This is a genomic window from Bythopirellula superficialaquae, assembly GCF_059632245.1.
Genome location: NZ_CP197426.1, coordinates 3,596,050 through 3,608,444, shown reverse-complemented (window position 1 = coordinate 3,608,444; position 12,395 = coordinate 3,596,050). Strand labels below are relative to the sequence as shown.

At 54.1% G+C, this 12,395-nt stretch carries 15 protein-coding genes; 14 read left to right on the top strand and 1 reads right to left on the bottom strand.

Going from position 1 to position 12,395, the window contains the following annotated elements:
• Positions 1 to 27 precede the first annotated feature (27 nt).
• The 5 genes from csrA (at position 28) to SH678x_RS14785 (ending at position 7,332) form a co-directional block, all read left to right on the top strand.
• Positions 28 to 267, top strand: a complete 240-nt coding sequence (gene csrA / locus SH678x_RS14805) for a carbon storage regulator CsrA (RefSeq protein WP_496919229.1) — start codon at positions 28 to 30, stop codon at positions 265 to 267.
• A 545-nt stretch (positions 268 to 812) separates the two neighbouring features.
• Positions 813 to 2,936: a flagellin N-terminal helical domain-containing protein gene (locus SH678x_RS14800; RefSeq protein ID WP_496919228.1), complete on the top strand. Its 2,124-nt coding sequence runs from the start codon at positions 813 to 815 to the stop codon at positions 2,934 to 2,936.
• A 162-nt stretch (positions 2,937 to 3,098) separates the two neighbouring features.
• Entirely contained in the window at positions 3,099 to 5,864 is a 2,766-nt protein-coding gene (gene fliD / locus SH678x_RS14795; RefSeq protein WP_496919227.1) for a flagellar filament capping protein FliD, read from the top strand.
• 33 nt (positions 5,865 to 5,897) lie between these two features.
• On the top strand, positions 5,898 to 6,356 hold the full coding sequence (locus tag SH678x_RS14790; RefSeq protein WP_496919226.1) for a flagellar export chaperone FliS: 459 nt from the start codon (positions 5,898 to 5,900) through the stop codon (positions 6,354 to 6,356).
• Between the two features lie 109 nt (positions 6,357 to 6,465).
• Entirely contained in the window at positions 6,466 to 7,332 is an 867-nt protein-coding gene (locus SH678x_RS14785) for a menaquinone biosynthesis family protein (protein ID WP_496919225.1), read from the top strand.
• Between the two features lie 10 nt (positions 7,333 to 7,342).
• On the opposite strand, the gene SH678x_RS14780 is transcribed toward SH678x_RS14785, so the two are convergent.
• The gene (locus SH678x_RS14780; RefSeq protein WP_496919224.1) at positions 7,343 to 7,915 is read right to left on the bottom strand and encodes a thioredoxin family protein; all 573 of its coding nucleotides are present in this window, start codon (positions 7,913 to 7,915) and stop codon (positions 7,343 to 7,345) included.
• A gap of 333 nt (positions 7,916 to 8,248) precedes the next feature.
• Between SH678x_RS14780 and trxA the strand changes: the two genes are divergently transcribed.
• The 9 genes from trxA to SH678x_RS14735 all read left to right on the top strand — a co-directional run bounded on the left by trxA (position 8,249) and on the right by SH678x_RS14735 (position 12,265).
• Entirely contained in the window at positions 8,249 to 8,575 is a 327-nt protein-coding gene (gene trxA / locus SH678x_RS14775; RefSeq protein ID WP_496919223.1) for a thioredoxin, read from the top strand.
• A gap of 318 nt (positions 8,576 to 8,893) precedes the next feature.
• Entirely contained in the window at positions 8,894 to 9,232 is a 339-nt protein-coding gene (gene rbp, locus SH678x_RS14770) for an RNA-binding regulator (RefSeq protein ID WP_496919222.1), read from the top strand.
• A 133-nt stretch (positions 9,233 to 9,365) separates the two neighbouring features.
• Positions 9,366 to 9,539 carry a hypothetical protein gene (locus SH678x_RS14765; protein WP_496919221.1) on the top strand — a complete coding sequence of 58 codons (174 nt, stop codon included), beginning with the start codon at positions 9,366 to 9,368 and terminating at the stop codon, positions 9,537 to 9,539.
• 102 nt (positions 9,540 to 9,641) lie between these two features.
• Positions 9,642 to 10,166 (top strand): hypothetical protein, encoded by a 525-nt coding sequence (locus tag SH678x_RS14760; RefSeq protein ID WP_496919220.1) that lies wholly within the window; start codon positions 9,642 to 9,644, stop codon positions 10,164 to 10,166.
• Positions 10,167 to 10,486: 320 nt separating this feature from the next.
• A complete protein-coding gene (locus SH678x_RS14755; RefSeq protein ID WP_496919219.1) occupies positions 10,487 to 10,834 on the top strand; it encodes a hypothetical protein in 348 nt (115 codons plus the stop codon).
• Positions 10,835 to 10,866: 32 nt separating this feature from the next.
• The gene (locus SH678x_RS14750) at positions 10,867 to 11,100 is read left to right on the top strand and encodes a hypothetical protein (RefSeq protein ID WP_496919218.1); all 234 of its coding nucleotides are present in this window, start codon (positions 10,867 to 10,869) and stop codon (positions 11,098 to 11,100) included.
• Entirely contained in the window at positions 11,084 to 11,332 is a 249-nt protein-coding gene (locus SH678x_RS14745; RefSeq protein ID WP_496919217.1) for a BON domain-containing protein, read from the top strand. Before SH678x_RS14750 ends, SH678x_RS14745 begins: the two co-directional genes overlap by 17 nt.
• A gap of 313 nt (positions 11,333 to 11,645) precedes the next feature.
• Entirely contained in the window at positions 11,646 to 11,843 is a 198-nt protein-coding gene (locus tag SH678x_RS14740) for a cold-shock protein (RefSeq protein WP_496919216.1), read from the top strand.
• Between the two features lie 164 nt (positions 11,844 to 12,007).
• Positions 12,008 to 12,265 carry a hypothetical protein gene (locus SH678x_RS14735; protein ID WP_496919215.1) on the top strand — a complete coding sequence of 86 codons (258 nt, stop codon included), beginning with the start codon at positions 12,008 to 12,010 and terminating at the stop codon, positions 12,263 to 12,265.
• The last annotated feature ends 130 nt before the right edge of the window (positions 12,266 to 12,395 follow it).

Below are 12,395 nucleotides of genomic sequence, written 5' to 3'. Positions count from 1 at the left end.
CGACGTGCGAACGCCGAGGAGAGTGCGATGTTGGTTTTGTCCAGACAACGTGACGAAAGCATTATCATCGGCGACAACGTCGTTATTACCGTCGTGGACGTGCGCGGCGATAAAGTCAAACTCGGCATCGAAGCCCCCCGCGAAATCTCGGTTCACCGGCGGGAAGTTTACGAAGCCATTCTTCGCGAGAACCGGCAAGCCACTCTGCTCAAGCCCGACGACACCCAACTCTTGGGTCCTCAGGGCATGTCTAGCGACCGCGTTTAATTACGCCATCCCACGCCAATTGTCGTACTTGCGCTTATTAACCTAAGCCAAGCAGCCCATTTGTTGCGCTCAATTCTTGTGCAGTTCCAGCTCTGTTCGAGGCATTCGCCACGACAGATTCTTCTTATTAGTTGGGTTGTAGCAATTATTCCATGAAATCGGCTAACGAATGTAGCGCGTGTATTGGTTGAAGCTTCCGCTGAGATGAACTGACTCTAAAACAACCAGAAAATGAGGTTTTGACCTTAAAGCGCCCAAAATTCCCACGACGATACCCTTCCTTAGACGGACCGCCAACGGAGCGAGTAGGAAAAAAGTAGCGCGTTGCACGGAACATGTCCTAGAGTTGGTTAATTCGCCGTGGCGAATACCACAGGACAAATCGATAGGGATGCCGAGACCGTCAACAGAATTGACAGCGGTGTGGATGGCGAGGTGGATACCTCGGCGCCGTGCGACGACATGTTATGGCCGGAGTCGTCTGACTCCCCAGATCCGGTCTTCCAAAAAAAAGAACTGGTTTTATTTAGACAGGGGTGTTTGCAATGACTCGTATTAACACAAACGTGAGCTCGCTCGTTGCCCAAAATACATTGGGTCGCTCCAATGCGAGCTTGAACCAAGCCTTGACCCGTTTGAGCACCGGTTTGCGGATCAACACGGGTAAGGACGATCCCGCGGGTTTGATCGCCAGCGAAAACCTTCGCAGCGACATCACCAGCGTGAAGAAAGCGATCACGAACACCGAGCGTGCTAATCAGGTGATTGCCACCGCTGACTCGGCCCTCGGTCAGGTAAGCTCGCTGCTCAATGACATTCGCGGTCTGGTGACCGAATCGGCCAACACGGGTGCCCTGAGTGACGATCAGCTTGCCGCGAACCAGCTTCAGATCGACTCCTCGCTGGAAGCTTTGAATCGTATCGCTCAAACCACGACATTCCAAGGTCGCAAGTTGCTGGACGGCAGCTTGGGCTTCATCACCACCACGACGGACGACGATTTCGCCAACCTGTCGAACTTGAAGATCGACCAAGCCAACCTTGGCTCGACCGGCAGTGTGGCGGTGGATATTGCGGTTAGCACCGCAGCGACACAGGCGGAGATTGATGTCACGGGTATTGCGGCCGTTGTGCCGGGCGTTGCGGCAAGCACGACTGCAACCTTTACTAACACAGCCACTCAGGCCACGGGAGGCACCGTAACAATAGGTGCCGAGACGTTCACAATTGCTGCTGACGCTGCAGGTGACGCAGATGGAGCCGAGGGCAATGACGTTGCAACAATCACGATTACTTACGGTGCCGGTGCTGCTGCCACAAGTTATACGGCGGGTACCAACACGCTTAATGTGAGTGTCACACAAGCAGATGGTGTCGCCACTGTTGCTGATATTCAAGCGGCTATCAATGGTGGCAGCGATTTTACTGCCTCAGGTGGTACTGGCGCCAACACGGTGAGTGGTTCGGGAACGATTGCAGGATTAGCCGGTGGACGCGATGCCGGTTCCTCTGAGATCACCATCACCGCTGCATCGGCTGGACTCGCAGGCAATGCCAAGACGGTTACCATTACCGAATCGGCCACCCCCACAACTTCCGCTCCCACAGCGACAGTTGATGGTAGCGGTAATATTACGGTCTTGGTTAACAATGCTGGTACAACAACTTTGAGTGCAATCACCAGTGCAATTAATGCCCTCGAAGATTATGATGCCGCACTCGTCACGACCACGGGTGATGCCAATTACAACGCAACAACCCAAACTCCCCCGGTGGTTGCCAATACCTCTGCCGGTACTGAAACGACCGGCGGTCTTGCGGCCGACTTGGTCATCGAACTTGCCGGTGCGACGGGCGGTGAAGTTCTCTCCTTCCAAGCCGGGACTTCGCTGGCTGACTTGGTGAGCGGCATCAATTCGGTATCCGACGCCACAGGTGTCTCCGCGACGGCCAATGGTACGACTCTCGAGTTGACTTCGACAGCTTACGGCTCGAATGCCTTCGTCGACGTCAAGATCATTGAAGAAGGTTCGGGCAGCACTCCTGCCGGAACATTCACGACCGCCTTGGACGGTGTCGGTGCCCGCGAAGAGGGAGCCGACGTCGAAGCCACGATCAACGGTGTGGCCGCCACGGGTGACGGTAACAATCTCACGATCAACACCGCCACCCTGGACTTGAGCACCACAGTCGCCGCCGATTTTGAAGGCACGGTTTCCTTCACGATCACCGGTGGTGGGGCTTTGTTCCAACTCGGTCCCGACGTCGTCTCGAACCAACAAGCTCGCTTGGGCATCGGCAGCGTGAATACTGCTCGCCTGGGTGGTTCCAGCGGCAAGTTGTTCCAACTCGGTACGGGTGGCGATGCCTCGCTGTCGACCGGCAACCTCGACGTCGCTGCCGCGATCGTCGAAGAAGCGATCAACCAAGTGACTTCGCTTCGCGGTCGGTTGGGTGCTTTCCAACGCACGAGCTTGGAAACGAACAAGAACGCTTTGAGCGATACGTTGACCAATCTGACCGATGCCGAAAGCGCCATCCGCGACGCCGACTTCGCCGCCGAAACGGCCGCGTTGACCCGGGCTCAAATCTTGGTGCAGTCGGGCACGACGGTTCTCCAGATTGCCAACTCGAATCCGCAGAATGTGTTGGCTCTGCTCCAACGTTAATTCTGACGGTGAAAATAACGAGCCGGTTTGGCCCTTGCGGCCAAGCCGGCTTTTTTTGTTGGTTCGCGTTCTCTTTTCTGACCGATATTACCGGTAGAGTTTTCCTCGCGTTGCTAGCACTATGCGCCCGAGGCAACCCAGGGCTTCGAGAACGTCCCCACCATGGGCAGAATCACCAGCGGCGTCGGCCTCATCAGCGGCCTGAACATCACCGAGATCGTCGATCAACTGATCGATATCGCGGCGATTCCGCGCGATACGCTCGTCACGCGCACTAAAGATTTGCAGTCGCAGCAGACCGCCATCGGCGCGCTGTCGGCCAAGTTGCTCAGCATTCAATTTGAAATGGGCAAGCTGGGTGGCAATGCACTTTATGCCTCCAAGAAATCGACTTCCAGCGACACGAGCGTTCTCACGGCTGCGATCACCAACTCAACGACTGCCGTCAATTCCAACTATTCTTTCACGCCCGTCCGCACAGCCAGCGCGCAGCAACTGGTGAGCCAGCGCTTCGCGAGCAAAGATTCCCTCATGGGAGCGCAAAGCTTTTCATTCCGTACGGGGGGCTTTGTCGACAAGGGAATCTCTCTTGAAGATCTCAACGGTGGCTTGGGAGTGCGGCTCGGTGAGATTCGTATCACCGATAAGAGCGGCGAAGACGCGGTGATCGACCTACGCTTTGCGACGACCATCGATGACGTGCTCAACGCCATCAACACAAACACTACGATTAACGTCTCCGCCGAAGTCGTGGGCGATGCCATCAAGCTCACCGACAACACGGGCCAAAGCGGCACGCTCTCGGTCCAGGAAGTCAACAACAGCAACACAGCCGCCGATTTGGGAATCCTGTCGGTCACCGCCGCGGGGGTCACCACTTCCGGTACGGGCAGCGATATCTTCCGGCTCCATGCGGGGACGCAGCTGAGCAAACTCAACGACGGCAACGGTGTCGATTTCAACAATAGCACCACGGCCATCGACGATTTGATCTTTGAGTTTGCGGACGGCTCGGGGCCCATCGGGCTCGATCTCTCCGGTTCGGCAACGCTGGGCGATGTTGTCGATAAGATCAACTCGTCGCAGGCACTCGCCGGCAAAGTGACTGCTGCGATTTCTAGCGACGGCAATCGGCTGGTGCTCACCGATCTCACATCGGGTGCTGAAGCGTTCTCGGTGGCCAATGGGCTGCTGGGCACGGCTGCCGACGATTTAGGTCTTACCGTGAGTGCCGTGGGCAGCACGCTCACCGGGGCACGGTTAACGTCGGGACTCAATGATACACTGTTGCGGTCGGTCAATGGCGGGGCCGGGATTCAAACTTTCGGCAATCTCAACATCACCAACCGAGATGGTGTGCTGTCGGCGATCGATTTAACAGGCGTGGAAACGCTCAAGGAATTGGTTACGGCGATCAATTCGCAAGCGACCGAAGTTACGGCCTCGATCAATTCCAGTCACAGCGGTATTGTGCTGAACGATGCCAGCGGCGGGACGGCAAGTAACTTCATCGTCGAAAGTGTCAGTGGTGCGACCGTTGCGGCAGATTTGGGAATTGCGACCAACGCTGCGACAACTCAAATCGGCAGCGGTTCGTTAAATCGCCAGACGCTCAGCCGGGCAACGCTGCTTTCGGACATCAAGGGTGGTCAAGGCATCACCACTCTGGGTGATATTACGATCACCGACACCGCGGGCGTGAAGCGAACGATCGATCTCGATCCCAAGGACAACCACGCGAAGACCGTGGGGGACGTCATCGACCGCATTAATTCTGCGAACATAGGCGTGGAAGCCAAAATCAATGACTCCGGCGACGGCATTATCTTGATTGATACCGCCGGGGGCGCGGGGAAAATCACCGTGGCCGATGCCAGTGGCACGGTCGGCACGGATCTAAATCTCATCGGCACCAGCACCGCGGTCAACTTCAACGGCACACCCAAGCAAGTGATCGACGGTTCGACAATCAACGAATTACAGATCGATGCCGACGATACGCTGGCCGACGTTGTCAGCAAGATCAACGCGATGAATGCCGGCGTGACGGCTTCGATTCTCAATGACGGCCAAGGGGCCCGGTTGTCGCTCACTGTCAACAAAACCGGCGCTGCGAACGCCATTTTGCTCGATCTCGACGAAGCCAACTTCCAGTTTCAAGAAACCACAGCCGCGCACGATGCGCTGCTGCAATTCGGTTCGTTGCAACAGTCGGGCGGTGGCATTCTGGTCAGCTCCGCCAGTAACACGTTCCGCGAAGTCGTGAGCGGCGTGAGCCTCACGGTGCAAAAGGCCAGCACCACGGCGGTGAACGTAGCAATTACGTCGAACGATTCAGGCCTCGTGGCCGCCGCCGAAGAATTCGTGAAAGCTTACAATTCGTTGCGCGACGATTTGGCAAAGCTCACCGACTTCGATCCCGATGCGCTCACAACCGGTTTGCTCTTCGGAACGAACGAAGCATTGCGAGTCGATACCGAAATGTCGCGTTTGGTGACCGATCAATTTTTCGGGCTCGGGTCGTTTCAATCGCTCGCACAAGTTGGGATTACGGTCGACGATGAAGGCAAGCTGGCTCTCGATAAGGCCGTTTTTCAGGATGCCTTTGCTGCAGATCCCGAAGGATTAAAGAAATTCTTTGGCGACGACAAAAGCAACGGTGTGGTTTCACGGTTCGATAATACCGTAAAGAGACTCGCTGGTGTGGATGGCGGCTTACTGACCAATCGCACCGAGAGCTTGCAGTCAACCATCGATGCCAATAACGACCGCATCGAAGATTTGGATTCTTTCTTAGAGCGAGAACGCGAACGTCTGTTGCTGCAATACGCTCAGCTGGAATCGATACTGGCTGATTTTCAATCGACCCAATCTGCGCTGGCATCGTTCTCGCCTGTGCCGCCTTTGGCGACGCAATCAAATAATTAATGCACTAGTTATCGAGTAATGGAGTCGGAAGTCATGGCTGAACGTTCAAACGCCCAATATTTGCAAAGCAAGATCACGACAGCCTCACAGCCCCGTTTGCATTTGATGCTGATTGAAGGCGCTTCGCGTCAATGCCGCGTTGCCGAGCAAGCGGGCCGGGCCGAGTATTGGGGAGAATTTTATGCGGCAATCGACAAGGCGCTCGATATCATCGAAGAACTAGCCCGCAGCGTCAGCGGCACGAAAAACGAGATTTCCGAAAAGCTCGAAGAGCAATATGCCTTTTTGTATCGCGAGTTGGCCGCGGCGCGATTTTCGCTCGATCTGCCAAAGTTGGCGACCTGTGCGAAATTGCTCGATTTTGAGCGCGACACGTGGAAACTGGTCTGTGAGAAAAACGACTTGGCGCCGGTAAGTCGGCAGGCGGTGATTGCGCCAAGCTTGAATCTCGATACGGCCTATTCCGGTGAGAGCTTTTCTTTCGAAGCGTAATCGCCGAATAGCATGGTGTTAACCGCAGGCCGTCGCTTGCGGTTTCACGAGTGTGACCCTATCATCCAGGGTTTGGCAATTTGGCCGGACCCGACTGGAGATCATACTCGTGTCTGCTATCGAAACCAGACAGCTCATTCGCGTGGGGCATAGTCCCGATCCTGACGACGCCTTCATGTTTCACGCGCTTACCAATGATTGCATCGACACTGGTCGGTACATGTTCACCCATGAGCTGGTCGACATCGAAACGCTCAATCAGCGCGCCTTTCGCTCGGAGTTGGAACTCACGGCGATTAGTATCCACGCTTATGCTTTTCTGCACGACCGCTATGCGATTTGCAACTGCGGGGCGAGTATGGGCGACGGCTATGGACCGATGGTTGTGGCCAAGCAGAAATGCGCGGTTAAGGATCTCAAGAATCAAGTCATTGCCGTGCCGGGGAAGCTCACGAGTGCTTTCCTGTCGCTGCGGCTCTGTTTGGGTCAAGATTTTCAGTACGTGCTCGTGCCGTTCGACGAAATCATTCCCGCCGTCTGCCGGGGTGAATATCAAGGCCAAGCCCTCGACGCGGGCCTCATCATTCACGAAGGTCAGCTCACCTACAGCGACAACGATTTGCAATTGATCGTCGATCTCGGCGTTTGGTGGAAAGACCTAACAGGATTGCCATTGCCATTGGGAGCGAATGGCATCCGCAAGGATCTCGGCGAAAAGACAATCGAGGAAGTGCAAAAGCTGCTTTACGCAAGCATCAAGTATGGCCTCGATCATCGCACCGAAGCCCTTGATTATGCATTGCAATATGGCCGCGATTTGGATTACTCCAAGGCCGATCGCTTCGTGGGTATGTACGTCAACGATTCGACGCTCGATTTCGGTGACGCGGGCCGCGAAGCCGTTGCACGCTTTTTGGCGATGGGTTACGAGCAAGGCGTGCTGCCAGAACTCGTTGTGCCGGAGTTCGTGCGATAACAGCCCAACTTTAATACGCTGGTTCGTTGCCCGCCTTCCATTTGATGTTGCAGCCCAGGCTTGCTTTTTGTTCTTCGGCGGGCTTCTTGCCTGCTAGGACCGCATCGAGTGCCGCGCGCAAATCGGAGCCCGTTACGGGAATGCCGCTATCCGGTCGACTTGAATCGAGTTGGCCACGATAGGCAAGTTTCTGATCCGCATCGAACAAAAAGAAGTCCGGCGTGCAGGCGGCGTGATAAGCCTTTGCGACTTCTTGGGTTTCGTCGTACAGGTAGGGAAACACATAACCACGCTCCTCCGCTTCAGCGACCATTTGCTCGGGTGAATCGGCAGGGTGGTTGGACACGTCGTTCGAACTGATGGCCACGATTGCCGCCCCGCGCTGGGTGTATTCGTGACCAAGTTGCGCGAGTTGATCGGCGACGTGCTTCACGTAGGGGCAGTGGTTGCAGATGAACATGACCAATAACGCCGGCGCGCCCTTAAAATCGCCGAGCGAGACCGTGCGTCCATCGACGTTGATCAATGAAAAATCGGGGGCCTGGGTTCCCAGGGGTAACATGGTGCTTGGTGTGCGTGCCATAGGATGTTTCTCCCTTGGAATTACTTAAATAGAACGGCGTGGCTGGTCCCAAATTGTCCAGCGTTCCAGTCGATGGGATCTGTCCCAAGTATCTGGAAAGACGGGCGTTTCGGCAATGCTTGGCCCCGTTCGTTGACAGCAAACGGTAGAATTTCAATAATCGACAATCTTGCTCGCTGGCCGCTGCGGGATTGAGTCAACGCGAACCAGCCAGCAAGACGATACGTATTGAATCACCGTCCAACAAGTTACTGGATTTATCGGTCAGGCTAAATTTCGAGAGGCGAATGTTAATCTCTGGGAGCCGGATCGAACCGCCGAGGAGTTACTCAGATGGGTGCCGTTGCAGAAGTAAATGATACCAATTTTGACAGCGAAGTGCTTCAATCGTCCGAGCCAGTCTTGGTCGACTTTTGGGCTCCTTGGTGCGGACCTTGCCGCCAGATCGCGCCGCTTGTCGAGCAACTGGCCGGTGAGAACGCGGGTTCGGCGAAGATTCTCAAACTGAACGTCGACGATGCACCACAGGCCGCGCAGAATTATGGCGTGAGCAGCATTCCCACGTTGATGGTCTTCAAGAACGGCGAAGTGGTTGACCGCTTTGTTGGGGTTCAGCCCAAGACCCGTTTGCAAGACGCGATCGACGCCGCCAAGGCGTAGTACGATTTCAAAATCGGTCAAAATTTAGAAGCCGCTCCCTGCCAAAGGGAGCGGCTTTTTTTGATAATCTGTGGAATCTCGGCGTTTGGCGTTGAATATCTTTGGCGATTTCATATATCGCCCGGTTGCTCGATTTCCTACACTTAAGTGAAGTTGGTTCAGCCGAACTCCGTTTGCGACGCCGCCTTTTCTTGTCTGTTCTTTCGCGACGCACCCATTCGTTCTTCGCCGGTTCCTTCACAGGCTCGCATCCCGACGCATGTGTTTCGGTACTCTGTGGCGAAGTCTGCGTGCAATCTATGTTCAGGAGTTGGGTGAATGGGTAAGAAACTTTATTGTGGCAATCTTAGCTACAGCGTCACGAAGGCGGATCTCGAATCTCTCTTTTCCCCATTTGGTGCAGTTCGCAGCGCCGATATCGTCATGGATCGTGACACGGGTCGAAGCAAAGGTTTCGGCTTTGTGGAAATGGATAATGACGGCGATGCTCAAAAGGCCATTGAAGAGCTTAATGGAGCTTCTCAGGATGGCCGGCCGCTGACTGTCAACGAGGCCAAGCCACGTGAAGAGCGTAGCGGCGGCGGTGGTGGTGGAAGCCGAGGCGGCGGTGGTGGTTATAACCGCGGCGGTGGTGGCGGCGGTGGCCGGCGCTACTAAGTCGATTGCCTTTACTGTTAGGCGTGCGTGGCGCTAACACGGCGTGGTGCCAATGTTCCGTTCATTCGTTTGCGGGATGGCTTGAATGCGCGCATGCCTTTGAGTTTGCGATTAAGAAACATGCAGGACGTTTATGGCAAAGAACCAAAACAGCGCGGAAAAGCGTCGACGTGAAGTTGAAAAGAAATTCAAGGCCGATGAGAAACGCAAGAATCGGCAGAAAAAGAAAATAGAGGGACCAGTGGCCGCTTCTCCCACGGATTATAACGACGACATGCCGTCGGAAGCGGAAGAACCCGCGCAATAGCCGTTCCAAAGGGTATTTCTCTTGCAAAATGCTTCGTTTGCAGGTACAATATTTGTAGGTGCACAAATGGAATGTGCACTAAAAATCTTTGGACTGTAATTCATGGCTCTGATCAAGATTACGAAAGATGATTTCACGGATGACCGGCAAGGCCGGACTTTTTCCGATGTGTATAACGACGCTCGCTATCCTTTTGCTGATGTCCTAGCGTTCTTTAGCAGCGCCGAGCGACAGCAACGGATGGAGGACGCTGAAATCCACCATGATCGAGCTCCTCTGGCGGGCGTTGTGCGTGAATTTGAAGCACAGCCTAAGATCAATCTCTTTCTCGCGGAAGTTCATCCCAAGCAAACGCAGCGGTTTCGCCAATCCGTGGGGGTGCTTGTGCGCATGATCATGGAACGCAAAGGCTGGCGCAAAACGGGCAAGAAAGGTTCGTTGGGCGTGCGGGCCGAGAAAAGCAAGGTCTCACCAGCTCATAACACGGGCGGGTTGGCCTTCTGGTTCTTGCGTGCGGAACGCTATGAACTCGCCACCGGTATGCCATTTCGCACGGCGGCCGAGCGATACGACTCATTAAAGTCGAAGTTATCGAAGTCGAAACCACAACAATCCAAATCAAGATAGTTGGCTTCCGCTGAGAACATCATCCGACATACCTAATTTCAAGGTTTCCATCGAACACGCAGATTATTCCTGCCACGTGGTTGCCGAGGGCGAAGCGAACTCTCAGTGGCTCTTGAAATGTTTGAGCCGCTCATTCGCCTTTAAAACTAGCGAACCACTTATCGTCAGTGGATCTGGCGATTACTGCACGTTTCGCTTGGCTTATGGGTCACATCTGACCCATCGTGATCTAGAAAGTCTCTTGCTGGGAATACCTGGAGTGCGCTTGCGCATTGCTCCGGAAGCAAACGCAAACCATTAAGACATTGATTGAGAATTTCATGACCAACGACAATCTCTTAATGGTTGCCATGGCCGAACATTGCCGCGACCTGCTGCTGAAGTCGGGCACCGGCAATCGCCAACTACCGAAGTGTTTGCAGCACGAACACTTGCTGTGGATGTGCAAGAAAATCGAACAGCGTGCTGCCGAGTGGCCCACGACGAAATTGCATCGCTGGCTTGGTTATCTCCAGGCAGCAATTATCGCCCATGGGATTCTCGACCTTAACGAAGTTAAAGCGATGTTCGATGAAGCCAAGGTGGCACACCCGAGCACTGATCAGGATATGACGGATCACCTGAATACCGAGGAAGATTTTGTTGTCGATTTGGGTGGCGAAGGATAACGTTCAGCATTTTTTCAGAGAGGTGTATTTCTATGATCAATGAAGGGCAAGTCACGCTATTGTGGCAAAAAATGTTTAGTCAGCAGGCCATCACCACCGAGAACCTGGACCGAGCTGAGCAATTGCTAGGGGAATTACGCCCTGAAAGCCCACTGCGCTTTCGTCTGGAAAAAGAACTCGCTGAAATCAGCAAAATCCACGCCTCGCATCAGACGCCCCCGAAGAATATTCGCAAGGGAAAACCAAAACATGTTCAGCAGAAATGAAGTTCCTGACAAGGAGCTTCTTAAAACGGTCAATCGAAAGCTAAGTCGTTCCGGGGGGTCGCAGTCTCGCATCACGGCGACGATTCAAAAAGGAGTCGTCACGCTTTCGGGCAAGATTGCTTATGAGAATCAGCGGACTCCGATTGTTAAATCGGTGTCGAGCGTGCCGGGGGTGAGGAGCGTCACGGACATGCTTCAAGGCCCTTCCAAGCACGCGGGACAAGGTCATTAAGGCTTATTAGTGGTCATATTGCGCTTATTCGACCGAAATTCTGGCGTTTCTTCGCTAGATGGGCAAATAAATATCCCCAGAACGAGAAAACATCGTTATAATTAAATGGTCCTCAGCAGTTGAGGGTCTCTCTGTTGCCGGTACTTTCATTCGTTATGTTCTTGTCGGCACATTTCATTGAGAATCCAAAAATGGATTCGATTCTGAATTAGAGTTTTCGCTCCACAGTGGGGCGTTTTTTTGAGTCGTTCATGGACGTACTGCACGGCGTCCTGAACATTGAGTGCTTAAGTTGCGTGCAAGGAGTTTTGTTGTGTCGCAAGGGACTATTAAGAAAATTACTGACAAAGGTTTTGGATTCATTCAGGGAGATCGGGGAGACATTTTCTTCCACTCCTCGTCCGTCGTGGAGTCGTCATTCGATTCGCTCCGTGAAGGACAAACTGTTGAATACAGCGAAGGCCGTGGTCCTAAGGGACCTTGTGCCGAGAACGTGAAGGTCGTTTCCTAGGCTTCTTGGCCTAGTCGAACGCCGAATCGAACTTTGGAAACTACTCCCGTCCGATAAGCACCGCTTATCGGACGGGTTCTCCTACTCGCCTCAAGTCACGCTTGGGGTGATCGTGGTGATGCAGGCAAGGAAGCTTCCCTCGTCGCGAAGAAAGCAACACGATCATGGATAGTAGCAAGCCTGCCCCTCTCTACGTTGCCCCCTCGTTAGGCACTGTGTGCCCCGTCTGCGGTAAGAAATCCTATTCAGCGGGCGGCATCCATCCTCAATGTGCGATGCAACAGGCCGACGCACCGCGTCAAGCATTCCTGGCAGCTCAGAAGCGCGAAAAGAAGACCGCCGCTGATGCCGACAAACTCGCCGGTGTGATCAAAGACCGATCAACCACCTACAAATATGGCCAGACGGTAAGTCACCGTTAATAGTTGCTGGCTTACCCAGTTGCTCTCAAATCTGCAGCCTCTGCTAATCGCTTTATTTGCATGCACGTGACCTCCTCGGACGTTATCTGCCAGCATACAGATGACGTGCGCATATTTCTCATCAGCAATC

Coding starts and splice junctions, on each gene's coding strand:
- csrA (WP_496919229.1), top strand. CDS start 28: ATGTTGGTTTTGTCCAGACAACGTGACGAAAGCATTATCATCGGCGAC.
- SH678x_RS14800 (WP_496919228.1), top strand. CDS start 813: ATGACTCGTATTAACACAAACGTGAGCTCGCTCGTTGCCCAAAATACA.
- fliD (WP_496919227.1), top strand. CDS start 3,099: ATGGGCAGAATCACCAGCGGCGTCGGCCTCATCAGCGGCCTGAACATC.
- SH678x_RS14790 (WP_496919226.1), top strand. CDS start 5,898: ATGGCTGAACGTTCAAACGCCCAATATTTGCAAAGCAAGATCACGACA.
- SH678x_RS14780 (WP_496919224.1), bottom strand. CDS start 7,915: ATGGCACGCACACCAAGCACCATGTTACCCCTGGGAACCCAGGCCCCC.
- trxA (WP_496919223.1), top strand. CDS start 8,249: ATGGGTGCCGTTGCAGAAGTAAATGATACCAATTTTGACAGCGAAGTG.
- rbp (WP_496919222.1), top strand. CDS start 8,894: ATGGGTAAGAAACTTTATTGTGGCAATCTTAGCTACAGCGTCACGAAG.
- SH678x_RS14765 (WP_496919221.1), top strand. CDS start 9,366: ATGGCAAAGAACCAAAACAGCGCGGAAAAGCGTCGACGTGAAGTTGAA.
- SH678x_RS14760 (WP_496919220.1), top strand. CDS start 9,642: ATGGCTCTGATCAAGATTACGAAAGATGATTTCACGGATGACCGGCAA.
- SH678x_RS14755 (WP_496919219.1), top strand. CDS start 10,487: ATGACCAACGACAATCTCTTAATGGTTGCCATGGCCGAACATTGCCGC.
- SH678x_RS14750 (WP_496919218.1), top strand. CDS start 10,867: ATGATCAATGAAGGGCAAGTCACGCTATTGTGGCAAAAAATGTTTAGT.
- SH678x_RS14745 (WP_496919217.1), top strand. CDS start 11,084: ATGTTCAGCAGAAATGAAGTTCCTGACAAGGAGCTTCTTAAAACGGTC.
- SH678x_RS14735 (WP_496919215.1), top strand. CDS start 12,008: ATGGATAGTAGCAAGCCTGCCCCTCTCTACGTTGCCCCCTCGTTAGGC.